The 22108-nt window shown below is 73.4% G+C and carries 20 protein-coding genes; 10 read left to right on the forward strand and 10 right to left on the reverse strand.

Annotated features, from left to right (window positions below):
- Positions 1-159: 159 nt before the first annotated feature.
- Positions 160-645 carry an SRPBCC domain-containing protein gene (locus ACFV20_RS18165; protein ID WP_385657748.1) on the reverse strand — a complete coding sequence of 162 codons (486 nt, stop codon included), beginning with the start codon at positions 643-645 and terminating at the stop codon, positions 160-162.
- On the reverse strand, positions 642-1016 hold the full coding sequence (locus ACFV20_RS18170; RefSeq protein WP_385657750.1) for an ArsR/SmtB family transcription factor: 375 nt from the start codon (positions 1014-1016) through the stop codon (positions 642-644). Before ACFV20_RS18170 ends, ACFV20_RS18165 begins: the two co-directional genes overlap by 4 nt.
- 129 nt (positions 1017-1145) lie before the next feature.
- Here ACFV20_RS18170 and ACFV20_RS18175 point away from each other — a divergent pair, with 129 nt between their 5' ends.
- The 3 genes from ACFV20_RS18175 (at position 1146) to ACFV20_RS18185 (ending at position 4133) form a co-directional block, all read left to right on the forward strand.
- The gene (locus tag ACFV20_RS18175) at positions 1146-2663 is read left to right on the forward strand and encodes an FAD-dependent oxidoreductase (protein ID WP_385657752.1); all 1518 of its coding nucleotides are present in this window, start codon (positions 1146-1148) and stop codon (positions 2661-2663) included.
- 174 nt (positions 2664-2837) lie between these two features.
- Positions 2838-3563: a peptidyl-tRNA hydrolase gene (locus tag ACFV20_RS18180; RefSeq protein ID WP_385657754.1), complete on the forward strand. Its 726-nt coding sequence runs from the start codon at positions 2838-2840 to the stop codon at positions 3561-3563.
- Between the two features lie 108 nt (positions 3564-3671).
- On the forward strand, positions 3672-4133 hold the full coding sequence (locus ACFV20_RS18185) for a hypothetical protein (RefSeq protein ID WP_385657756.1): 462 nt from the start codon (positions 3672-3674) through the stop codon (positions 4131-4133).
- On the opposite strand, the gene ACFV20_RS18190 is transcribed toward ACFV20_RS18185, so the two are convergent.
- Positions 4105-4713: a potassium channel family protein gene (locus ACFV20_RS18190; RefSeq protein ID WP_385657757.1), complete on the reverse strand. Its 609-nt coding sequence runs from the start codon at positions 4711-4713 to the stop codon at positions 4105-4107. The two genes, ACFV20_RS18185 and ACFV20_RS18190, sit on opposite strands and share 29 nt — an antisense overlap.
- Before the next feature lie 182 nt (positions 4714-4895).
- On the opposite strand from ACFV20_RS18190, the gene ACFV20_RS18195 reads away from it, so the two are divergent.
- The gene (locus ACFV20_RS18195; RefSeq protein ID WP_385657759.1) at positions 4896-6254 is read left to right on the forward strand and encodes a DUF692 domain-containing protein; all 1359 of its coding nucleotides are present in this window, start codon (positions 4896-4898) and stop codon (positions 6252-6254) included.
- 76 nt (positions 6255-6330) lie between these two features.
- On the opposite strand, the gene ACFV20_RS18200 is transcribed toward ACFV20_RS18195, so the two are convergent.
- From ACFV20_RS18200 to ACFV20_RS18210, 3 genes are read right to left on the reverse strand one after another with little or no spacing between them, the layout of a single operon-like run.
- The gene (locus tag ACFV20_RS18200) at positions 6331-7833 is read right to left on the reverse strand and encodes an APC family permease (protein ID WP_385657761.1); all 1503 of its coding nucleotides are present in this window, start codon (positions 7831-7833) and stop codon (positions 6331-6333) included.
- Complete coding sequence (locus ACFV20_RS18205; protein ID WP_385657762.1) at positions 7830-9386, reverse strand: GMC family oxidoreductase; 1557 nt, start codon at positions 9384-9386, stop codon at positions 7830-7832. Before ACFV20_RS18205 ends, ACFV20_RS18200 begins: the two co-directional genes overlap by 4 nt.
- A 54-nt stretch (positions 9387-9440) precedes the next feature.
- Entirely contained in the window at positions 9441-10910 is a 1470-nt protein-coding gene (locus ACFV20_RS18210) for an aldehyde dehydrogenase family protein (RefSeq protein WP_385657764.1), read from the reverse strand.
- A gap of 374 nt (positions 10911-11284) precedes the next feature.
- Between ACFV20_RS18210 and ACFV20_RS18215 the strand changes: the two genes are divergently transcribed.
- The 3 genes from ACFV20_RS18215 (at position 11285) to ACFV20_RS18225 (ending at position 14638) form a co-directional block, all read left to right on the forward strand.
- Positions 11285-12055 (forward strand): DUF4142 domain-containing protein, encoded by a 771-nt coding sequence (locus ACFV20_RS18215; protein WP_385657766.1) that lies wholly within the window; start codon positions 11285-11287, stop codon positions 12053-12055.
- An 86-nt stretch (positions 12056-12141) separates the two neighbouring features.
- Positions 12142-12912 (forward strand): TIGR04222 domain-containing membrane protein, encoded by a 771-nt coding sequence (locus ACFV20_RS18220; protein WP_385657768.1) that lies wholly within the window; start codon positions 12142-12144, stop codon positions 12910-12912.
- Between the two features lie 115 nt (positions 12913-13027).
- On the forward strand, positions 13028-14638 hold the full coding sequence (locus tag ACFV20_RS18225; RefSeq protein WP_385657770.1) for an alpha/beta hydrolase: 1611 nt from the start codon (positions 13028-13030) through the stop codon (positions 14636-14638).
- A 1-nt stretch (position 14639) separates the two neighbouring features.
- On the opposite strand, the gene hemQ is transcribed toward ACFV20_RS18225, so the two are convergent.
- Positions 14640-15371, reverse strand: coding sequence for a hydrogen peroxide-dependent heme synthase (hemQ, locus tag ACFV20_RS18230; protein ID WP_385657771.1), 732 nt, complete (start codon positions 15369-15371; stop codon positions 14640-14642).
- 4 nt (positions 15372-15375) lie between these two features.
- Complete coding sequence (hemG, locus tag ACFV20_RS18235; protein ID WP_385657773.1) at positions 15376-16821, reverse strand: protoporphyrinogen oxidase; 1446 nt, start codon at positions 16819-16821, stop codon at positions 15376-15378.
- A 157-nt stretch (positions 16822-16978) separates the two neighbouring features.
- Here hemG and ACFV20_RS18240 point away from each other — a divergent pair, with 157 nt between their 5' ends.
- Together ACFV20_RS18240 and ACFV20_RS18245 are read left to right on the forward strand one after the other, a co-directional pair.
- Positions 16979-17959 (forward strand): DUF4349 domain-containing protein, encoded by a 981-nt coding sequence (locus tag ACFV20_RS18240; protein ID WP_385657775.1) that lies wholly within the window; start codon positions 16979-16981, stop codon positions 17957-17959.
- A 27-nt stretch (positions 17960-17986) separates the two neighbouring features.
- Positions 17987-19375 (forward strand): FAD-dependent oxidoreductase, encoded by a 1389-nt coding sequence (locus ACFV20_RS18245; RefSeq protein ID WP_385657776.1) that lies wholly within the window; start codon positions 17987-17989, stop codon positions 19373-19375.
- A 139-nt stretch (positions 19376-19514) separates the two neighbouring features.
- Here ACFV20_RS18245 and ACFV20_RS18250 read toward each other — a convergent pair whose 3' ends face one another.
- Positions 19515-19847 carry a hypothetical protein gene (locus ACFV20_RS18250; protein ID WP_385657778.1) on the reverse strand — a complete coding sequence of 111 codons (333 nt, stop codon included), beginning with the start codon at positions 19845-19847 and terminating at the stop codon, positions 19515-19517.
- Positions 19848-19961: 114 nt separating this feature from the next.
- Complete coding sequence (hemE, locus tag ACFV20_RS18255; protein ID WP_385657780.1) at positions 19962-21029, reverse strand: uroporphyrinogen decarboxylase; 1068 nt, start codon at positions 21027-21029, stop codon at positions 19962-19964.
- 102 nt (positions 21030-21131) lie between these two features.
- Between hemE and ACFV20_RS18260 the strand changes: the two genes are divergently transcribed.
- On the forward strand, positions 21132-21806 hold the full coding sequence (locus ACFV20_RS18260) for a DUF3000 domain-containing protein (RefSeq protein ID WP_385657782.1): 675 nt from the start codon (positions 21132-21134) through the stop codon (positions 21804-21806).
- Positions 21807-22108 lie beyond the last annotated feature (302 nt).

Here is a 22108-nt window from a genome sequence, read left to right on the forward strand (position 1 = left end):
CCGCTCCGCTCCCGACAGGGGCGCCGGGTGCGAAACCCGGCGCCCCGCCGGATCATCGAGGCGCCGGACCGTGGCTCGTCGAGCCGGTCGAGTTCCAGGCGGACTTCGACGTGGCCGAGTGCCCCGGGCGACTGTCGGAGCAGGCCTGACCGGGCGGGCTCAGGCCGCGAGCAGGGCGTCGATCTGGCCGACGGCCTCCTTGAGGCCCTCCTCCATGCCCATGGCGACCATCTGTTCCATCTGCTCACGGGAGTCGAACAGGGAGCGCATCTCCATCCGGGTGCCCCCGGCGTGCTCGCTGAGCCGCACCGTCACGGACATGGTGGGCAGATCGTCCTTGGGCTTGCCGTCGTCGTCGGCGAAACCGTCGGTGAACTCCAGGGCCGTCGGCTCGCTGACGGAGGTGACACGCCACCAGCCGCGGTGCCGGTCGCCCTCGGGGCCGGTCATGAAGTAGGTGACCTCTCCGCCGGGGGTGAGGTCGTGCTCCTCCACGGTCGCCGGGTAGGTCGGCGGGCCCCACCAGCGCTCCAGCTGCCGGGGGTCGGCCCACAGCCGCCACACCCGCTCGACGGGGGCGGCGAAGTCGGCGACCAGGGTGAGGGTGAGGGCGTCGAGGTCCTTGTCGACACTGGTGACAGTCATCGCTCGGGTCCTTCCGTCGGGTCGTTCTCTTCGGGTCCGTGGTCCTCGGCGAGCAGCCGGGCCATCCGGTCCACCCGCCCGCGCCACGCCGATGCGAGGTCGTCCAGGGCCTGGCGTGCGCGGCCCACCGCGTCGGGGTCGGTGCGCACGAGCTGCTCCCGTCCGCTGCGCTGCTTGGTGACCAGACCCGCCCGCTCCAGCACCGCCACGTGCTTCTGTACCGCGGCGAAACTCATCGGGTAGGTCTCGGCCAGCCGGGACACCGACAGCTCCCCGCGCACGCAGCGGCGCAGTATGTCCCGGCGCGTGGTGTCGGCCAGGGCGTGGAACAGCCGGTCGACCGTCTCGTCACTCCACTCATCTACAACCATTTGGTTGTACGTTAGCCCGGCCCGCCCCCGCTGTAAAGCCAACCCCCGCTGTAAAGCCAGGCTGTCCAACGCGGCTGCACAGCCCAGCACCCGACACTGAAGCGGCCGGACCGGGGTACTCGGCCCCGCATGAGCGAGAAGCAGCAGGTCAGCAGCTCGTACTGGCTCGAGACGGCACCGGACGGCCGTCACCCGGCGCTCACGGAGGACCTGGACGTCGACGTGGCGGTGATCGGCGCCGGGATCGCCGGGCTGAGCACGGCGTGGGAACTGACGCGGGCCGGGCGGAGCGTGGCCGTCCTGGAGGCCGGGCGGGTCGCGGCCGGCGTCACCGGACACACCACCGCCAAGGTCACCGCCCTGCACACCCTCGTCTACGACAAGCTGCGGCGCACCCGCGGCCCGGAGGGTGCCCGGCTGTACGCGCGGTCCCAGTCGGAGGCGATCGGGCACGCGGCCCGGATCGCGGAGGAACTGGGCGTCGACTGCGAGTGGGAGACGAGGAGCGCCTGCACCTACGCGCGCGACCCGGGCCGGGTGGCGGAACTACGGGCCGAGGCGGAGGCCGCGGCCGAGGCCGGGCTGCCCGCCTCGTTCGTGACGGAGACCGGGCTGCCCTTCCCGGTCGCGGGTGCGGTCGAGGTCACCGGGCAGGCCCAGTTCCACCCGCGCAAGTACCTGCTGGCGCTCGCCGCCGATCTGGCCGGGCGCGGTGGGCGGATCTTCGAGGACACCACCGTCCTCGGCCTGGACGAGGGCGAACCGTGCAGGCTGTCCACCGCGACCGGGGCGACGGTCCGGGCCCGGGACGTCGTCGTCGCGACGCACTACCCGATCTTCGACCGGGCCCTGCTGTTCGCCCGCCTGTCCACACGCCGCGAGCTGGTCGTCGCGGGGACGATCCCCGCGGACCAGGACCCGGGCGGCATGTTCATCACGCCCGAGGAGGACACCCGCTCGGTGCGCACCGCGCCCCACGGGGACGGCCGGCGGCTGCTCATCGTCACCGGTGAGCACTTCACCCCCGGCACCGGCGACCCGCGGGCCCGCTTCGAACGCCTCACCGACTGGGCCACCGGCCACTTCCCGGACCTGGAGGTCACGCACCGGTGGGCCACCCAGGACACCGAACCCACCGACACGGTGCCGATGGTCGGCCCCCTGCACCCGGGCGCCCGGCACACGTACGTGGCCACCGGCTTCGGCGGCTGGGGCATGACCGGGGGCATCATGGCGGGCCGGCTGCTGACCGCGCAGATCCTCGGCCAGGAGTGCGAGTGGAGCGCGCTGTACGACCCGCGGCGGGTCAAGCCCGCGCTGCGTGAGGCGCCGACGTTCCTCAAGACGCAGGCGAAGGTCGCCGGGCACTTCGTGGGAGACCGGCTGCGGCCCTCGCCGCCGGTGGAGTCCCTGCCGCCGGGCGAGGGCGCCGTGGTCCGCGCCGACGGCCACCGGGTCGCGGTGTACCGGGACGAGGACGGCGGGCTGCACGCGGTCTCCGCCCGCTGCACCCACCTGGGCTGCCTGGTCGACTTCAACGCCGCCGAGCGCGCCTGGGAGTGCCCCTGCCACGGCTCCCGCTTCGACACGGACGGCAAGGTGATCCAGGGCCCTGCGACCAAGCCCCTGGAGCAGCGGGACCTCTGACCACCCGCCCCGGACCCGCGCCCCGGTGGCCAGACACCGCACGGCGCCCCGGTGACACAGCACTGCACGGCCGCCCGGGCGGGTCGGCCGGTGACCGCGCCCCCGTGCGGTGGCCGGAGGCGACGGTCGCCTGCGGTCATCCCGCACGATCTTCCGGCTGGCACACTGGGGCTCGTGAGCGAGAACCCGACGCCCGAGAGCGAAAACGGCAGTCCCTTCCGGTCCGAGCCCTCGGCGCGCGACGAGGCACCGCAGTTCGTGCTGCCGCTGGTCGTACGGATCGAGCGGGCGGACCCGCCGGCCCGCACCGACGCGCTGGAGACGGCCGCGCGGGCCGTGCTGACGATCCTGGCCGACGAGCGGTCGGCCGGTGAGGGCGAGTGGGCCGGGGCGATGCGGGACTGGCAGGACGCCAGGATCCGCAAGGTGGTGCGGCGGGCGCGCGGCGCGGAGTGGCGGCGGGCCGAGGCGCTGCCCGGCATCACGGTCACCGGCAAGTCGGCCGAGGTGCGGGTCTTCCCGCCCGTCCCGCTGGACGGCTGGCCCAAGGACCTGGCCCGGCTCCAGGTCTCCGGCACCGACCTGGACGACCCGGAGCAGCCGGCCGACGAGGACCTCTCGGCCCCGGTGCTGTGGCTCAACCCGGACCTCGGCATGTCGGCCGGCAAGGCGATGGCGCAGGCCGGCCACGCCGCCCAACTGGCCTGGTGGGAGCTGTCCGACGAGGAGCGGACCGCGTGGCGCGACGCGGGTTTCCCGCTCGCCGTGCGGACGGCCGGTGCGGACCGCTGGCCCGAACTGACCGGCCGGGGGCTGCCGTTGGTCCGTGACGCGGGCTTCACGGAGATCGCGCCCGGCTCGTGCACGGTGGTCGCCGACCACCCGGCGCTGCGCCGCTGACCGCGAGGGCCCGGCCGCGCGGCGTCCACTCGTTCGGAGCAACCGCGGGCGCGCCGGTCCCGGGCGAGTGCTCCAGTGGGGTTACCACCGACACCCCTGGAGGCAGCCATGACCAGCGCCGCGCCCCCTCCCCCCGCCCCGCCCGCCCCCGACGACCGGTCGCCCGGCGGCTCCGGTCCGGAGGGCTCCGGCGACCCGTGGGCGGCCGGGGGTCTCGCTCTCGGCGGCGTCCTGATGGTCGTCTACGGCCTCTTCGCGGTGCTCCAGGGCATCGCGGCGATCGCCGGCGACGAGGTGTACACGAGCTTCGGCCAGTACTCCTTCGAGTTCGACCTGACCGCGTGGGGCTGGATCCACGTGATCGTCGGTGTGCTCGTGGTGGCGGCCGGACTCGGCCTGTTCGCCGGGGCCGGCTGGGCCCGGGTGGTGAGCGCGGTCGTGGTCGGCCTGGCCCTGATCGCGAACTTCCTGTGGCTGCCGTACCAGCCCTTCTGGTCGATCATCATGATCGTGACCGGTCTGTTCGTCCTCTGGTCCGTGTTCAACTACCGCTCCTCGGGCCCGGTGTAGGGCCCGGTCGGGACGGCGGCGGGCGCCGCTCGCGCTCCGCGACCACCGCGTGCATCCGCCGTGACAGCGCGGTGGCCGCCGCCGTGAGGAAGACGAACGTGTAGACGATCTGGGCGACGGTCACCAGGCGGGCCTCCTGCCCGCGCGGGGTGATGTCGCCGTAGCCGACGGTCGCGAGCGTGACGACGGTGAAGTACAGGGCGTCGACGCGGGTGCGCAGGCCGGTGAACTGTCCCGGCTGCTGCGCCAGGGCGTAGTACCCGGACGAGAACACCAGCACGGCCAGGCACATCAGCAGCGTGATCATGATGCCGGACCGGGCCTGCGGTTTGTCCAGCACGATGGCGCGCACGTGGCGCAGCAGCAGCGCGGCGACGAGCCCCAGGCACAGCACGAACAGGGGCCGGCCCAGCCAGGGGCGGTCGGCCCCCAGCCCCTCGAAGGGCAGCAGGAAGTAGGCCGTGCCGGCGGCCAGGAGCAGGGTTCCGGCCCCGATCCGCAACCGGTGGACGGCGGTCGCCGTCGACTCCGCCTCCCGGCTCCGCGCGGGGCGGTGGGGCTGCTCGCTGCCTTCGGGCATAGGTCCGGTGTACGACGGACCGGGGCGGTACGCGAGCCTTGCGCCTCCGTCGGTGGCGGCAGCGGGCCGGACCCCCGAACCTCAAATGTTGCTCTGAAGGCGGGCCGGGCGCGGTTGGGCGGCGAGCGGCTGGGCCATACCCCCCTCACGTTCGAGGAACGGGCCGGGTGGAGGAGGGGACGATGGAGCGACTGGGGACGGGCATCGGCTGGCGACCGGAGATCGCGGACGCCGTGGAGCGGATGCCGGGGATCGACTGGGTCGAAGCGGTGGCCGAGAACGTCTGCCCCGGGCATCTGCCCGACTCCCTGCGGCGGCTGCGCGAGCGCGGTGTCACCGTGGTGCCGCACGGCGTCTCCCTGGGCCTCGGCGGCGCGGACCGGCCCGACGCCGGGCGGCTGACCGCGCTGGCCGAGCGCGCCGAGGCGCTGGGCTCCCCGCTGGTCACCGAGCACATCGCGTTCGTCCGGGCGGGTGGGCCGTTGACCGCCTCCCCGCACCTGGAGGCGGGGCATCTGCTGCCCGTCCCCCGGACCCGGGACGCCCTGGACGTCCTGTGCGAGAACGTACGGATCGCCCAGGACTCGCTTCCGGTGCCGCTGGCCGTGGAGAACATCGCCGCGCTGGTCTGCTGGCCGGGCGAGGAGATGACGGAGGGCCAGTTCCTCTACGACCTCGCCGACCGTACGGGCGTCCGCCTGCTCATCGACGTGGCCAACCTGCACACCAACCACGTCAACCGCGGCGAGGACTCGTCCAAGGCCCTCGCCGAGCTGCCCCTGGAGGCCATCGCCTACGTCCATGTCGCCGGCGGCTTCGCACGGGACGGCGTCTGGCACGACAGCCACGCCCACCCCGTGCCCCGGCCGGTCCTGGACATCCTGACGGACCTCGCCTCCCGCGTCAGCCCGCCGGGCGTCCTGCTGGAAAGGGACGAGAACTTCCCGGAACCGGCCGAGCTGGAAGGCGAGTTGACCGCGATCCGCCGGGCGCTTGAGGCAGGCGCGGTCGAGCGTGTGAAGACGGAACTCCGCTCGGCCGCCGGGGCGGCGGGGGCGGGACTCGAGACCGGGGCGGCCGGGGCGACACGGGGCGCCTCCGGCCCGCCCCCATCACAGGGTGACGGCGCGGCCCGGCAGCGGCTCGGGCTGGCGCAGGCCGCGCTGCTCTCGGCGCTGGTCGCGGGGACGCCCGTGCCCGAGGGGTTCGACCGGGTCCGGCTCGGTGTCCAGGCCCGGGCGCTCGCCGGGAAGCGGGCGGACGTCGTGGCGAAGGTCGCTCCCGAGCTGCCGGTGATCCTCGGGGACGGGTACCGCACGGCGTTCCTCGGCTACGCCCAGACCCACCCGATGACCGCCGGATACCGGCGTGACGCCCTGAGCTTCGCCGAGTACCTGCTGGCCGCCGGGCGCCCGGGGGACACGCGGGCACGGCGGGAGCTGCGGGCGTGGTGGCGGGAGCGGTCGGGCCCGGCGCCCCTCTCCCGGCGGCCCGCCCGCCGGCTCGCCCGCGTCACGCGCAGGGTGCTGACCCGGCGTTGACGGGGGGTGAGGAGCCCGGACCGGTCCGGTGACCGCGGGGACCCCGGACCGGACTCCCGCCCCTCTCGTCTCGCACTCACGGTGCGCCGGGCGAAGACCCCCCGGCCGTCGCACCGGTCTTCTGCGGCACCGCGTCGCCCGCGGGGGCGTCGCCGCGGCCGTAGTGGTGCGTGGTGAACATGTAGAGCAGGCCCGTCCCCAGCACCACACCGCCGCACAGCAGGACGATCCAGTTCTCCCACCAGGACTTCTCCGGGGAGCGGGGCCAGCAGATGTTGATGATGGCGAGGATGCCGTAGACCAGCGCCGCGATGTTGACCGTGAGCCCCCAGCGGCCCAGGGTGAACTCCCCTGACGGACGCCAGCCCTTGAGCCGGGCGCGCAGTGCGGCGAGGACCACCATCTGGAACGAGCCGTAGATGCCGAGGATCGCGAACGAGACGATGTTGGTGAGGGCGTCCTCGGAGAGCAGTGAGGCGAAGGCGATGATCAGCGGCACCGCCGCGGACACGAACAGCGCCCAGCTCGGCACCGCACGGGCGTGCACGAACCGCCGCAGCAGCCGGTGCCCGACGATCATCTCGTCCCGGGCGTAGGAGTAGATGAGCCGCCCGGCCGCGGCCTGGAGGCTGATCGTGCAGGACAGGAAGGAGATCAGCACCACGGCCATCACCATCCGCGCCCCGGTCTCGCCCATCGCGTCGTACAGCACGTCCACCACCGGGTCGGGCTGCTCGCCGGAGATGATCGCGTTGAAGTCCGTGACCGACAGCAGCAGCGACATGCAGGTGAAGGTGGCCGCCGCGCCGCCGATGTAGATGGTGCGGCGCATCGCGCGGGGGATGACCCGGCCCGGGTGGGCGACCTCCTCGGCGGTGTCGCCGCACGCCTCGAAGCCGTAGTACTGGTAGAGGCCGATGATGCTGGCTGCCAGGAACGCCGGCAGGTAGGAGCCGTCTCCCTCGACGTTGTAGGTGTCGAAGATGACGCCGAGGCCGTGGTGACGGTGGGTGGCCAGCAGGTAGACGCCGACGACGAGGGCGCCGATGAGCTCGCCGGTGAAACCGATGAGCGCCGCCGTCGACAGTGCCTTGGTACCCATGTAGTTGATGAGGATGGCGACGACGATGAGCACGGCGGTGCACAGCACGGTGGTGTGCACGGTGGCTCTGAAGCCGAAGAGGATGGCGATGTAGGGGCCGGCGCCGTAGGCGACGGAGGTGATGGTCACCAGCAGCGCCCACATGTACACCCAGCCGGTCATCCACGCCCAGCGCTTGCCCCACAGCCGCCGGGCCCAGGGGTAGACACCGCCCGCGATCGGGAACTGGGCGACGGTCTCGCCGAAGATCAGCGCGACGAGGAACTGGCCGCAGCCGGCGATCAGGAACGCCCAGATCATCGGCGGTCCGCCGTCGGCGATCGCGATGCCGAAGAGGGTGTAGGTGCCCACGACCGGGGAGAGGTAGGTGAAGCCGAGGGCGAAGTTGGCCCAAGGGCTCATGTCCTTGCGGAACTCGGAGCCCGGCTCCCCGGAGGGGGCGCCGGACGCCGGTGCGGGAGGCTGCGTACCGGTCATCGTCGTGCCCCTCCTTCCGCTTTGATCAGGTCGGCGGCGCGTTCGGCGGCGAGCAGCACGGTCACCATCGGGTTGATGGTGGGCATCGTCGGGAACACCGACGCGTCCACGATCCGTACGCCCTCGAAGCCGCGCAGTCTGAGCTCCGGGTCGCAGACGGCCAGGGGGTCGTCCGCGGCGCCCATCCGGCAGGTGCCGGCCGGGTGGTACACGGTGTGGGCCGCTCGGCGGCCGTATTCGGACAGGTCGGCGTCGGAGACGACGTCCGGGCCGGGTGCGACCTCGCGGACGAGCCAGTCGCGCAGCGGGCCGGTCTCGGCGACCTCGCGGGCGACCTTGAGGCCGTCCACGATGGTGCGCTCGTCATAGCCCTCGGGGTCGGTGAAGTACCGGAAGTCCAGGGCGGGATGCTCGGCGGGGTTGTTGCTGCGCAGCCACATGCGGCCGGTGGAGCGGGCCCGCGGCACGTTCGGGGTCATGCACACCCCGTGCTGCGGTACGGGGTAGCCCAGGCGTTCGGTGTTGACGGTGAACGGCACCTGGTAGAAGTGGAACATCAGGTCGGGGCGCGGCTCGCTCTTGTCGCGGCGCAGGAACAGACCGGCGTCGGAGTCCATCGCGGAGTTGGGCGGCAGCGGCCCCGCGGTCTCCCAGACGATCACGGACTCGGGGTGGTCCAGCAGGTTCTCCCCGACACCGGGCAGGTCGGCCCGGACCTCGATGCCCAGGGCGCGCAGGTCGTCGGCCGGTCCGATGCCGGAGAGCAGCAGCAGCCGCGGGGTGTCGATGGCACCCGCGCAGAGCAGCAGTTCGCGCTCGGCGCGCACGGTGGCGGGTTCGCCGTCGGCGCCCCGGACGGCGACCCGGGTGAGCCTCCCCGACTCGTCCGGGATCAGCCGGTGGGCCCAGGTCTCCAGCTTCAGCGTGAGGTTGGGCCGGTCCAGCACCGGGTGGAGGTAGGCGACCGACGCGGAGCAGCGCAGGTTGCCCTCCGGCTGGTAGGCCAGCGAGAAGAAGCCGGTGCCGTCGGCGAAGGGTTCGGCGTTGAAGTCGTCGATGACGGGGACGCCCAGGGCGCGGGAGGCGGAGGTGACGAAGTCCTTGGCGATGGGATTGCGGTCGGCTTCGGCCACGGGCACGATCTGTGTCTGCAGCCGGTCGCGGTAGGGCAGGATCGTCGCCGGGTCCCAGCCGGAGCAGCCGCGGCGCACCCAGTCGTCGAGGTCCTGGGGCAGCGGCAGGAAGCTGATCAGCGTGTTGTGCGAGGAGCAGCCGCCGAGCACCCGGGCCCGGGAGTGCAGGATGTGCGAGTTGCCGCGGGGCTGTTCGACGGTGGTGTAGCCGTAGTCGAACTCCGAGCCGAGCAGGTTGATCCAGTTGCGCAGGCGCAGGATGCGCTCGTCGCCGACGTCGCTGGGGCCGCCCTCGATGACGCAGACGCGGCAGTCGGGATCCTCGCTCAGCCGGGCGGCGAGAACGCAGCCGGCGGTGCCGCCGCCGACGATGACGTAGTCGTAGGCGGACTCGGCGCCGTGCGCGGGAGTGGTGGCCATGCGGTGCTCTGCTTTCTTTGTCGTCCGGTGCGCCCCTGGGTGCTTGCCGGAGGGTCAGCCCTTGAACCAGCCGGAGGGGGCGGGGGCGAGGTTCTGGTAGATGTGCTTGGCCTCCTGGTACTCGCGCAGCCCCGTGGGGCCGAGCTCGCGTCCGACGCCGGAGCGGCCGAAGCCGCCCCACTCGGCCTGCGGTACGTAGGGGTGGAAGTCGTTGATCCACACGGTGCCGTGCCGCAGCCGCTGGGCGACGCGCTGGGCGCGGCTCGCGTCGGAGGTCCACACCCCGCCGGCCAGGCCGTAGCGGGTGTCGTTGGCGAGTTCGACCGCCTCGTCCTCGGTGCGGAACCGCTCGACGGTGACGACCGGGCCGAAGATCTCCTCCTGGACGATGCGCATCGACCGGTCGCAGTCGGCGAAGATCGTCGGCAGCAGGAAGAACCCGCGGCTGAGGGCCGGGTCGTCGGGGCGCATGCCGCCGGTGACGAGCCGGGCGCCCTCCTCCTTGCCGAGGGCGATGTAGCCCTCGACCTTCTCGCGGTGCTCGGCGGAGCTGAGCGGGCCGCTCTCGGTGCCGTCCTCCATGCCGTTGCCGAGCCGGATCGCCCGGGCGCGCTCGGCGTAGGCCTCGACGAACCGGTCGTGCAGGGAGTCCTCGACGAGCAGGCGTGATCCGGCGGAGCAGACCTGCCCGGAGTGCAGGAAGGCGGCGTCGAGGGCGTAGTCGACGGCGGCGTCGAAGTCGGCGTCGGCGAAGACGATGTTGGGGTTCTTGCCGCCCAGTTCCAGGGCGATGTTCCGCGGCCCCTCGTGGGCGGCGGCGGCCATGATGGCCCGGCCGGTGTTCAGGCCGCCGGTGAAGGAGACCAGGTCGACGTCGGGGTGGCCGGTGAGGGCGGCGCCCACGGTCGCCCCGGAGCCCAGCACCAGGTTGGCGACGCCGGGGGGTGCGCCGGCCTCCTCGATGAGCCGGATCATGGTGATGGTGGTGAGGGGCGTGATCTCGCTGGGCTTCAGGACGAAGGTGTTGCCGGCGGCCAGGGCCGGGGCGACCTTCCAGGAGGCCTGCAGCATCGGGTAGTTCCAGGGGGCGATGAGCGCGCACACGCCAACCGGCTGGTAGACGACCCGGCTGAGGACGTCCGGGCCGACGTCGACGACCCGGCCGCCGTCCTTGCCCGCGAGTTCGGCGTAGTAGCGGAAGGCGTTCGCCACGTCCTCCACGTCGATCCGGGACTCGGCGAGCGTCTTGCCGGTGTCGAGCGTCTCGGTGCGGGCGATGTCCTCCCGGTCGCGCAGCAGCAGGTCGTGGACGCGCATCAGCAGGTCGGCGCGGCGGCGGGTGGGGGCGCCCGCCCAGTCCTCCTCGGCGAAGGCGCGCCGGGCGGCGCGCACGGCGCGGTCGACGTCGGTGGCGTCGGCCTCGTCGACCGTGGTAACGACCGAGGCGTCGTAGGGGTTGACCACGTCGCGCCGGCCGCCGGCCGCCGCCTGCGTCCATTCGCCGTCGATGTACAGCTCACCCACCGCGGGGCCTCCTCTACGTCCGGCCGGAGCCCGATCGGCTCGACGGTCAGCAACATGGCCCATCGGGCGGGCGGCGGCCACGGGGCGCACCGCCACGACGGCGTCCGGGTGGCCGCAAGGACCCGGCTGGGCTAGTCGGGCGGGCGCGGCGAAGTGTGCCGGGTCTGACAGCCGGCCCACGGGCGAGGAAGCCTCGGGAGGCATTGACCCTGTTCGCACCGGTATGCCACGCGACGCCCGTCCCGCGTTCGTCCCCGATCACCCCCGAGGCAACCCTGTACGCCTGTACGGCAGATGGCATAACCCCGGAAGTAACATGTCACCTCCGCACCCGTAGCGCACCAGCGTGCAGTGCCGTACCAGGAGGCACCACCATGCGACCGCGACCCCCCGTCAAGGGCCGAGGCATCGTCAGCGGCACAGGGCTCATCGTCACGTGCCTGACGGTGACGCTCGCCGCGCTGGTCTTCCCGATCTGGTCGTACCGGGACCGGCCGGGGACGGCCCCGAACGTGCTGAGCGCCCAGACCCTGCGGACGAGCTACGGCCCGCTGTCCGCGCTCGACCAGGACTTCCTCACGAAGGTCAGGCTGGCCGGGCTGTGGGAGCTGCCCGCGGGGCGGCAGGCGCAGTCGAAGGGGACCACACCCGCCGTACGGACCGCCGGCCGGCATCTCGTCGACGGGCACCGGTTCCTGGACGAGCGGGTCCGTGGCGTCGCCGCCCGGCTGGGCCTCGACCTGCCCGACGAACCCACCGCGCAGCAGGAGCAGTGGCTGGACCGGCTCGACCGGGCGCGGGGCACGGAGTACGACCGCGAGTTCGCCACGGTCCTGCGGGTGGCCCACGGCACGGTGTTCCCGGTCCTCGCCCAGGTCCGCGCGAGCACCCGCAACTCGCTGGTGCGCGAACTCGCCGACGACGCCAACACCACCGTCCTCGACCACATCAAGGTCCTGGAGGCCACGGGTCAGGTCGACTTCGACGCCGTGGCCCGCGACCTGGCCGTGGGCGGCACTCCCCCCGCGACCGTCCCGGGGTTCGCCGTTCCGCCCTCGTCGTCGTCCGCGTCGCCGTCGCCCACGCCGCCGCCCTCGTCCGGCTACACGCTCCCGCCGCCCGCCTACAGGCCGCCGCCGGACTGAAACGGAACGTCACATACCGACAACACTCCGTCCGGATCGTGAACGAGGCATGGTGTTCCCGGGACCGTGTCACATACAAACAACATATGCTCTGGGTTCTTTTCCTGCTGGCGGCCTGGGCCGTGACGGGCACGGCCTGCACCCGTCTGTGCCTGGCCGCCGTCCGTGCCGCGGCCGTGGCCGCGGAAACCGGCCGGAGTCGTGAACTCACGCTCTACGAGGCGGCGTTCCTCTCCGGCGGTCCCCGCCGGGTCGCCGACGTGACGCTGGTCGCCATGGCCCGTCAGCGTCGGCTGCTCCTCGCCCGCACCGGCTGGGCGACGGTCGTCGACCCGCGCGGGCGGGACGACATGGAGCGGTCGGTGATAGGGGCGATCGGCCCCGAGGGGCAGTCCCGGATCGCGCCGGTACGGTCCACCGCCGCCACGGCGGACGCGGTGCGCGGGATCGCCGAGGGACTGGTGCGCGCCGGACTCGCGGTGCCGGACAGCGCCCGTACGACGGTCGCGGCGGCCGTCCGGCAGGTCCGTCTCGCCGCCGTCGCCGTCCTCGGGCTGGGCGTGGCCGCCCTGCTGACGCCGGCTCCGCCGGACATGCCGCGGCACCTGGTCGCCCTGTGGTTCGCGCTGCCGCTCACCCTGGCCCTGAGCTGCCTGGCCATCGCGCGGATCGAGATCCACCCCTACTCGCGCTGGGCCTCGCCGGCCGGCCGGCAGCTGCTCGGTACGCTGACCCGCACCGCGGACGGCACGGCCGACGACCGCACGTTCCTCACCTCGGTGGCCGTGCGCGGCGTCGGCGCGATCGGCGAACCGGACCTGCGCGCGGCGTTCACCCACCGCGAGTCCCACGACTGAACCGACCGGGCGCGCGCGGGGGCTCGGGCGCCGACACCGGCCGACGGTGCTTGCCTTCCTCGTCACCCGACCGAAACATCCCTTTCGTCGCCACCGTGCACCGAAGGGATACGCGATGAGAGCCGCCCTCCTCTACTCGGCCGCCGGGTCCTTGCTGCTGAGCACCCTCGCCGGGGCCCCGCACGCCGAGGACCGGACGGGCGCGGCCGAGCGGCGCGGCACCGCCGTCGCCGCCGCGCGCGCGAAGGCGGCCGGCGTCGACTTCGGCCCGTGCCCCGACGCGCAGGACCTGCCCGGCAGCATGCGGTGCGGGACGGTACGCGTCCCCCTGGACTACGCCCGTCCGGACGGCCGGCAGATCGAACTCTCCGTCAGCAGGGCCCGGGCCACACAGAAGGACCCGCGGAACGACAAGCACAAGGTCCTGCGGCAGGGCGCCCTCGTCCACAACCCGGGCGGCCCGGGTGCCACCGGCCTGTACTTCCCGCTCATCGGCCTGCTCCCCGAGTGGAAGCGCATCGCGGCGGCGTACGACCTCGTCGGTTACGCCCCGCGCGGCGTGGGCCGTTCGGCACCGCTGTCGTGCAAGGACCCGCAGCAGTTCTTCACCGGGCCCTCGCAGGCACCGGCCCACCCCTCGGAGGCGTACAAGAGGGAGCGCGTCGCGAAGGCCGAGGCGTACGCGCGGGGCTGCGCCGAGCGGGCCGGTGACGCGCTGCGGCACTACCACTCGCTCAACAACGCCCGTGACCTCGACGTCCTGCGCGCCGCACTCGGCGAGGAGCGGCTGACCTTCATGGGCTCGTCGTACGGCACCTACTTCGGTGCCCTGTACGCGACGCTGTTCCCCGGGCACGTGCGGCGGATGGTGTTCGACTCGGCCGTCCACCCCGGCCCCGGGCGGATCTGGTACCGCAACAACCTCGCCCAGTCGGCGGCGTTCGAGCGGCGCTGGGCGGACTTCCGGGCCTGGATCGCCCGCCACGACGACGTGTACGGACTGGGCACCACCGCGCGCGAGGTGCTGCGCGCCTACGAGCGGGCGAGCGCCCGACTGGCCGGCGACCCCGCGGGCGGGAAGGTCGGACCGGGCCAGTTGCGGGCGGCGTTGCTGCAGGCCGCCTACTACGACGACCTGTGGCCGCACCGCGCGCACGCGCTGTCGGCGTACCTGGGGGGCGACCCGAAGCCCTTGATCGAGCAGGCGGAGCAGCACCCGGAGGCGGCGGCCGAGGCGGAGAACGCACGCGCGGTGTACCTGGCCGTCGAGTGCAACGACGCCCCGTGGCCCGCGCACTGGGCGGTGTGGGACCGGGACAACACCCGGCTCGCGCGGGTGGCGCCCTTCGCGACCTGGGACAACGTGTGGACGAACCTGCCGTGCGCCTACTGGCCGGCGCCCCGGCAGCGGCCGCTCGACGTCGGCGCCGGGCCGGGTGAGCTGCCGCCGACGCTGATCCTGGCCGCCGAGCGGGACGCCGCCGCGCCGTACGACGGCGCCCTCGAACTCCACGACCGGCTGGCGGGCTCGGCCCTGGTGACGGAGCGGGACGCCGGCACCCACGGACTGGCGGGCGGGCCGAACGCCTGCGTCAACGGGCACATGGAGGCGTATCTGCTGGAGGGCCGGCTGCCCGGACGCAGCGCGCAGTGCGCCCGGCACGCCGAGCCGAAGCCGACGGCCCCGGACCGTGCCGGGGCCGCGGCCCGCGGAAGCGTCCGCTGAATCAGGCCAGCGAGGCGACCAGCTCGGAGACGTCCTTGCGGCGGCCCGTGTAGAACGGCACCTCCTCGCGGACGTGCATACGGGCCTCCGAGGCGCGCAGGTGGCGCATCAGGTCGACGATGCGGTACAGCTCGTCGGCCTCGAAGGCGAGGATCCACTCGTAGTCGCCGAGGGAGAACGAGGCGACGGTGTTGGCGCGCACGTCCGGGTAGCCGCGGGCCATCTTGCCGTGGTCGGCGAGCATGCGGCGGCGGTCCTCGTCGGGCAGCAGGTACCAGTCGTAGGAGCGCACGAAGGGGTAGACGCTCACGTAGTCGCGGGGCGTCTCGTCGGCGAGGAACGCCGGGATGTGCGCGCGGTTGAACTCGGCGGGGCGGTGCAGCGCCATGTTCGACCAGACGGGCTCCAGGGCGCGGCCCAGCCTCGTCCGGCGGAAGAGGTTGTAGGCCTCCTGCAGCGCGTCGCTGGTCTCCGCGTGCCACCAGATCATGAGGTCGGCGTCGGCGCGCAGGCCCGAGACGTCGTACGTGCCGCGGACGGTCACGTCCTTCGCGGCGAGCTGGTCGAACAGCTCCTGCACCTCGTCGGCGTACCCGGTGCGGTCCTCGGGGAGGACGTCCTTCAGCTTGAAGACGGACCAGAGCGTGTAGCGGATGACCTCGTTGAGGTCCTTGGCCAGCTTGCCCTTGTTCGGGATCCTGCCGGACTCGGGGGTAGGGGCGTCGTTGCTCATGGCCTCATTCTCCCGCTCCGCCGTGCAGACTCTGCACCGGGTGGGCGGTGAGCTCCTGCACACCCCGCAGGTCGCCGTGGACCTGGTCCACGGCGGCGTAGGCGCTCGCGATGCAGGCGGGGATGCCGACGCCGTCGTAGGCGGCGCCGCAGACGGCGAGGCCGGGGAGGCGGGCGATGTGCTCGCGGACGCGGGCCACGCGCGCGTGGTGGCCGACCGGGTACTGGGGCAGGCCGTCGTCCCAGCGGGTGACGCGGGTGGCGACCGGGGCGGCGTCGAGGCCGGTCGCCGCCTTCAGGTCGTGCCGGGACACCTCGACCAGTTCGCTGTCGTCGCGCCGGAGGATCTCCGTCTCACCGTACCGTCCGACGGAGGTGCGCAGGACGACCAGGTCCGGGTTCTCGTCGGCGATCCAGCCCCACTTCTGCGAGGCGAAGGTGGACGCCTTGACGGTGCGTCCGTCGACCGGCGGCACGAGGAAGCCGCTGCCGCCGGGCAGGGCCGTCCCGGCGCGGCGGTAGGCGAGGGTGACCAGGGCCATGGAGGCGTACTCGACGGCGTCGAGCTCGGCGGCGGCCCCGGGGGTCTCGGCGCGCAGCAGCCGGGCGGCGACGGGGGCCGGCGCGGCGACGACCACGGCGTCGGCGAGCCACTCGCGCTCCGCGGAAACGACCCGCCAGCCGCCCTCGGGCGTGCGACGCAGCTCCGTCACGGGCGTCCGGGTGAGGATCTTGCCCCCGCGTGCCCGCACCGAGTCCGCCACCGCGAGCGGCAGGGTGCCGATGCCGCCCCGGATGCCCATGAACACCGGTCCGGTCTGCCCGGCCGCGGCCGCCTTGGCCTGGAGCTCGCGGACCCCCTCCGTCAGGGAGGTGTGGGTGCGGGCGACCTGGAAGAGCTGCGGGACGGCCGAGCGCATGGAGATGCGGTACGCATCGCCCGCGTACACCCCGCCCAGCATGGGCTCCAGCAGGCGGTCGACGACCTCGCGGCCGAGGCGTTCCGCCACGTACTGCCCCACCGCCACGTCGTCGCCGACCTCGGTGCGGGGCAGTTCGGCGTCCCGCTCGATGCGGGCGAGGCCCTCTTCGGACACCACGCCGGCCAGGGCGGACGCGGTGCCGGGCACGCCCATCACATGCCCCTTGGGGAAGGGGCGCAGGGCGCCGCGGGTCCAGAGCGAGGCCGTCGCCGTGGCCGGGGGCTGGAGGCGGTCGGCGAGACCCACCTCGCGGGCGAGTGCCACCGCCTCGGGGCGGCGGGCCAGCATCGACTCGGCGCCGAGGTCCACCCGGGCGCCGGCGACCTCCCCGGGCAGCAGCTTGCCGCCGACTCGGCCGGACGCCTCCAGCACGGTCACCTGCGCCCCGCGCTCCAGCAGCCGGTGCGCGGCGGCCAGCCCCGCGATGCCCGCCCCGATGACGACGACCTGCCCTTGAACTTCGCGCATGCCCCCAGCCTCTCAGACCCCACCGGCAGGGCTGCCGCGCCCCGGTGTCCTTCACGAGTCCCGACCGTGACCGCATCGGAACCGTCCCGGGCCAAACGATCGGCACGGTCCGGGCGTCGAAGAAGCGTCAGCAGAATCGACCCTCGGGGGAAGCCGCATGCGCACACGACGATCGGTACGACGCCCCGCCCCGGCCCTGGCCGCACTCCTGCTGGCCGCCGCCCTCGCCCTCACGGGGTGCAGCGCCGGGGACGACGCCTCGGGCGGCAGCAACTCCGCCGCCGACCGCGGGGCGGACCACAAGGGCGTCTCGGGCCAGGCCGCCCCGGGCGGCACCGCGAGCGGAGCCAAGGCCACGGCACCGCCGAAGCTCACCGCGAGCCACATCATCCGCACGGCCTCCCTGACCGTGCGGGTCAAGGACGTCCCGAAGGCCCTGGACCAGGCCCGCACCGGCGTGGAGAACGCGGGCGGCTACGTCGGCAACGAGACCACCACCCGGGACGCGGGGGGCCACGAGCGCACCCGGGTCGTGCTGCGCGTCCCCGTCGAGAAGTACGACGAGGTCCTCGCGGAACTGGAGGGCTCCGGCAAGCTCCTCGACCGCAGCGCGAAGGCCGAGGACGTCACCGACCAGGTCGTGGACGTGGAGAGCCGGATCACCACGCAGCGCGCCAGCGTGGCCCGGATCCGCGAGCTGATGGACCGGGCCACCAAGCTCAGCGACGTGGTGACCCTGGAGGGCGAGCTGAGCACCCGCCAGGCCGACCTGGAGTCGCTCCTGGCCCGGCAGAAGTCCCTGAAGGACCGCACCAGCCTGGCCACCATCACCCTGTCGTTGTCCGAGACCCCGGTGAAGAAGGCAGCCGAGGACGACGACCCGGGCTTCGTGGACGCGCTCGCGGGCGGCTGGAACGCCTTCGTGACGATGCTGCGCTGGCTCACCGTGGTCCTCGGCGCCGTCCTGCCGTTCGCGGCGGTGGCCGCGCTGCTCGTCTGGCTGTGGCTGCGCGTCGTGCGGCCCCGGCTGCCGCGCCGCCCCGCGCCGGCGCCCACGGCGACCGCGCCGGGCCCGCTGCCGACGGCCCGCCCCGCCCCGGAGGCCACGCGGCCGGGAACACCGGGTGAGCGGGACTGAAATGCCCTGCTCCCGTAGCGTGTTCACATGAACATGAGCCGTACCCGGGAGCGACTGGTCGTCATCGGCGGTGACGCCGCGGGCATGTCCGCGGCGTCCCAGGCGCGCCGTCTGAAGGGTCCCGACGAGCTGGAGATCGTGGCGTTCGAACGGGGCCACTTCACGTCGTACTCGGCGTGCGGCATCCCCTACTGGGTCGGCGGCGACGTCACCGACCGGGACCGGCTCGTCGCCCGCACCCCCGAGGAGCACCGCGCCCGCGCCATCGACCTGCGGCTGCGCACCGAGGTGGTGGAACTCGACCTCGACGGGCAGCGGGTCCGCGCCCGGGACGTCGACTCCGGCGAGGAGTCCTGGACGTCGTACGACAAGCTCGTCATCGCGACCGGCGCCCGCCCGATCCGGCCGAACATGCCCGGGGCCGACGCGGCCGGGGTGCACGGGGTGCAGACCCTGGACGACGGCCAGGCGCTCCTCGACACCCTGGACCGCACGCGGGGCCGCCGCGCGGTGGTCGTCGGGGCCGGGTACATCGGCGTGGAGATGGCCGAGGCGCTCATCAAGCGCGGCTACGAGGTGACGGTCGTCAACCGCGGCAGCGAACCCATGTCGACCCTCGACCCCGACATGGGCCGCCTGGTCCACGACGCCATGGAGGGCCTGGGCATCACGATGGTCAACGACGCCGAGGTCACGAAGATCCTGACCGGCGACGACGGGACGGTGCGTGCGGTGGTCACCGAGGCCCGCGAGTACCTCGCGGACGTCGTCGTGCTCGGCATCGGCGTCCGCCCCGAGACGGCCCTCGCGCGGGACGCCGGCCTCCCCCTCGGCCCGCACGGCGGCCTCCTCACCGACCGCTCGATGCGGGTGCGCGGCCGGGAGAACGTCTGGGCCGGCGGCGACTGCGTCGAGGTCCTGGACCTGGTCTCGGGCCAGGAGCGGCACATCCCGCTCGGCACCCATGCCAACAAGCACGGCCAGGTCATCGGCACCAACGCCGGCGGCGGTTACGCCACCTTCCCGGGTGTGGTCGGCACGGCGGTCAGCAAGGTCTGCGACCTGGAGATCGCCCGCACGGGCCTGCGCGAGAAGGACGCCCACCGGGTGGGCCTGCGCTTCGAGTCGGTCACCATCGAGTCGACCAGCCGCGCCGGCTACTACCCGAACGCCTCCCCCATGACGGTCAAGATGCTGGCCGAGCACCGCACGGGACGCCTCCTCGGCGTCCAGATCGTCGGCCGGGAGGGCGCGGGCAAGCGGGTCGACGTCGCGGCGGTCGCCCTCACGGCGGGCATGACGGTGGAACAGATGACGGCCCTGGACCTCGGCTACGCCCCACCTTTCTCCCCGGTCTGGGACCCGGTCCTGGTGGCGGCCCGCAAGGCGTCGGCGAAAATCCGCAGCACCGTGTGAGGGGGCGGGGTCTCGCCCCCTTTACACGGTGCTGCGGACAAGGGGGGGCGGGGTCTCGCCCCAGCGGCGCGGGAACTGCGCGACGCACCACAGACGCCGCGCACTCGGCAACGATCCCGCACCCCTCCGGCGAACCGGCCTACGCCGTCCCGGCCGTACCGTTGATCCGGTCGATCGCCTGCCGCGCCTGCTCCGCCGGCGGCCGCGACGGCAAAGAGGACACCGACGCGGCCCCGGCCGTCACCGCCGGCGGCTGCTCGCCCGCCGGCTTCGCGTGCGAGGCCACCCGGGTCGACCGCAACCGGTGACTCACCGCCTCCTCCAGCGTCACGGGCCGCCGCAACTGGGTCGCCAGCCGGCCCGCGTCCTGGCCGAGGCGGGCCACGTCCTCCCAGGGCAGCCGCACCACCAGCGTCAGCTCCGCCTCACCGTCGGGCAGTGCGTGCATGGTGGGAGTAGCTCGGTCGTTCATCGCCTGTTCCTCACGTCGGCCCCGCGACCCGCCTTCCCCGCGCCGCGGGCGGTTGCCGACACATACGCACGCCCGTGCGGCCGCGTTCACCGAACCGGCCGATCGGTCCCCGCGTCAGCGCGCGGTCAGCGTGTGCACGTGCTCGACCAGCCGCGTCAGGGCGTCCGGGTCCGTGGACGGCATGACGCCGTGACCCAGGTTGAAGACATGGCCCTCCAGGTCCTTCGCCGCGTCCAGCACCTCGCGGGTCTTCGCCTCGACCGCCTCCGTCGGAGCGAACAGCACCGTCGGGTCGAGGTTGCCCTGGAGCGCCTTGCCGGGGCCGACCCGGCGTGCGGCCTCGTCCATCGGGACGCGCCAGTCGACGCCGACGACGTCCGCGCCGGCCTCGCCCATGAGCCCCAGCAGCTCGCCGGTGCCGACACCGAAGTGGATGCGCGGCACGCCGTACCCGGCCACGGCGTCGAAGACCTTCGCCGACGCCGGCAGCACCGAGCGGCGGTAGTCGACGGGGGCCAGCGCACCCGCCCAGGAGTCGAACAGCTGGACCGCCGAGGCACCCGCCTCGATCTGCACCTTCAGGAACGCGGCGGTGATGTCCGAGAGACGATCGAGCAGGTCGGCCCACAGCTCCGGGTCGCCGTACATCATCGCCTTGGCGTTCTCGTACGTGCGGGACGGGCCGCCCTCGACCAGGTAGCTGGCGAGGGTGAAGGGCGCGCCGGCGAAGCCGATGAGGGGCGTGGCGCCGAGCTCGCGCGTCAGCAGGCCGATGGCCTCGGTGACGTAGGAGACGTCCTCGGGGGTGAGGTCGCGCAGCTGCGCGAGGTCCTCGCGGGTGCGGATCGGGCGCTCGACGACCGGGCCGACACCGGGCTTGATGTCGAGGTCGATGCCGATGGCCTTGAGCGGGACGACGATGTCGCTGAAGTAGATCGCCGCGTCCACGCCGTGCCGGCGCACCGGCTGGAGCGTGATCTCGGTGACCAGCTCGGGCCGCATGCAGGACTCCAGCATCGGGATGCCCTCGCGCACCTTGCGGTACTCCGGCAGTGAGCGCCCGGCCTGCCGCATGAACCACACCGGTGTGTGGGGTACGGGCTCGCGCCGGCAGGCCTTGAGGAAGGCGGAGTCGTACGTGGCGGACGGCTGCTGGGCCCGAGGGGCGTCGTTGGCACTCACGGGGCCAAGTTTCGCACGGCGTGGAACGGCGTGATTCAGCCCCTGGAGAGGTGCGGGGTGTCTAGCCCGGCACCCGGGCCCGGGTCCCCGTAATCTTCCCGCATGGCTGCGGCTCAGGGACGACTGTCGGACGGCGCTGGCGGAATGGACGAAGCGAAGGACACCGAGAACGACCGGCGGGAGGCGGACTCCGCCCCGCTGCCCTTCCGGGCCGCCGTCGACGCGCTCAGGGCGGCGCGGCTGCGGCCTCAGATCGAGGTCGAGCCGACACCCGCGCCGAGACGGCTCGCTCCTCACAGCTACGCGCTGGAGGCCGCGGTCGTCGACGGGGAGCAGGACCTGGCCGACGGCCGGCTGGTGCTGCTGCACGACCCTGCCGGGCACGACGCGTGGCGGGGCACGTTCCGGCTGGTGACGCTGGTGCGCGCGGAGCTGGAGCCGGAGATGGCGGCGGACCCGCTGCTGCCGGAGGTGTGCTGGTCCTGGCTGACGGGCGCCCTGCAGGCCCGGGGGCTGACCGGCGGCGAGCCGAGCGGCACCGTCACGCGCGCGAGCTCCCACTACTTCGGCGGGCTGTCGGCGCGCCCGGCCGCCTCGCAGATCGAGATCCGTGCGTCCTGGACGCCGCGGGAGGGTCTGGGAGGCGTCCCGGACACGGCGGCGCATCTGGCGGCCTGGTGCGATCTGCTTGCCCAGATCGCGGGCCTGCCCCCGGCCGTCCCCGGCGACGCCTCGGTGGTGACGCTGCCGCAGCGGCGGGGCCCGCAGTCCCGCTGACCGCCCCCTGACCTGCCCGATCCCCCTCTGACCGCCCCGCACTGATCGACCTTGTGCGGGGCGGTCAACCATGTCCGGTCGACGATCACACCTGAGTACCCCTCTTGGCCGAATCACTTTGTCGATACGGCCACTTTCGACCGCGTACCGACGCAGACCGAAACCGTCCGGCCTTCGAATGATCGACCGCGTGTCCGAATTGCACGGATTGTTATCACCGAATCGTGATCATTCTCTAAAGGCGGACGGGTTCGGTGCCGAAGACGACTGTGACCTTGAAAGCACGGTTCGTCCCGGCTTCA

Origin of the sequence: Streptomyces sp. NPDC059696, from assembly GCF_042733745.1 — a bacterium.
In the GTDB taxonomy this organism is placed as follows: domain Bacteria; phylum Actinomycetota; class Actinomycetes; order Streptomycetales; family Streptomycetaceae; genus Streptomyces.

Coding starts and splice junctions, on each gene's coding strand:
- hemQ (WP_385657771.1), bottom strand. CDS start 15,371: ATGAGCAACGACGCCCCTACCCCCGAGTCCGGCAGGATCCCGAACAAG.
- ACFV20_RS18205 (WP_385657762.1), bottom strand. CDS start 9,386: ATGGCCACCACTCCCGCGCACGGCGCCGAGTCCGCCTACGACTACGTC.
- hemG (WP_385657773.1), bottom strand. CDS start 16,821: ATGCGCGAAGTTCAAGGGCAGGTCGTCGTCATCGGGGCGGGCATCGCG.
- ACFV20_RS18190 (WP_385657757.1), bottom strand. CDS start 4,713: ATGCCCGAAGGCAGCGAGCAGCCCCACCGCCCCGCGCGGAGCCGGGAG.
- ACFV20_RS18220 (WP_385657768.1), top strand. CDS start 12,142: ATGCTCTGGGTTCTTTTCCTGCTGGCGGCCTGGGCCGTGACGGGCACG.
- ACFV20_RS18260 (WP_385657782.1), top strand. CDS start 21,132: ATGGCTGCGGCTCAGGGACGACTGTCGGACGGCGCTGGCGGAATGGAC.
- ACFV20_RS18245 (WP_385657776.1), top strand. CDS start 17,987: ATGAACATGAGCCGTACCCGGGAGCGACTGGTCGTCATCGGCGGTGAC.
- ACFV20_RS18250 (WP_385657778.1), bottom strand. CDS start 19,847: ATGAACGACCGAGCTACTCCCACCATGCACGCACTGCCCGACGGTGAG.
- ACFV20_RS18215 (WP_385657766.1), top strand. CDS start 11,285: ATGCGACCGCGACCCCCCGTCAAGGGCCGAGGCATCGTCAGCGGCACA.
- ACFV20_RS18185 (WP_385657756.1), top strand. CDS start 3,672: ATGACCAGCGCCGCGCCCCCTCCCCCCGCCCCGCCCGCCCCCGACGAC.
- ACFV20_RS18170 (WP_385657750.1), bottom strand. CDS start 1,016: ATGGTTGTAGATGAGTGGAGTGACGAGACGGTCGACCGGCTGTTCCAC.
- ACFV20_RS18195 (WP_385657759.1), top strand. CDS start 4,896: ATGGAGCGACTGGGGACGGGCATCGGCTGGCGACCGGAGATCGCGGAC.
- ACFV20_RS18225 (WP_385657770.1), top strand. CDS start 13,028: ATGAGAGCCGCCCTCCTCTACTCGGCCGCCGGGTCCTTGCTGCTGAGC.
- ACFV20_RS18175 (WP_385657752.1), top strand. CDS start 1,146: ATGAGCGAGAAGCAGCAGGTCAGCAGCTCGTACTGGCTCGAGACGGCA.
- ACFV20_RS18165 (WP_385657748.1), bottom strand. CDS start 645: ATGACTGTCACCAGTGTCGACAAGGACCTCGACGCCCTCACCCTCACC.
- ACFV20_RS18200 (WP_385657761.1), bottom strand. CDS start 7,833: ATGACCGGTACGCAGCCTCCCGCACCGGCGTCCGGCGCCCCCTCCGGG.
- ACFV20_RS18240 (WP_385657775.1), top strand. CDS start 16,979: ATGCGCACACGACGATCGGTACGACGCCCCGCCCCGGCCCTGGCCGCA.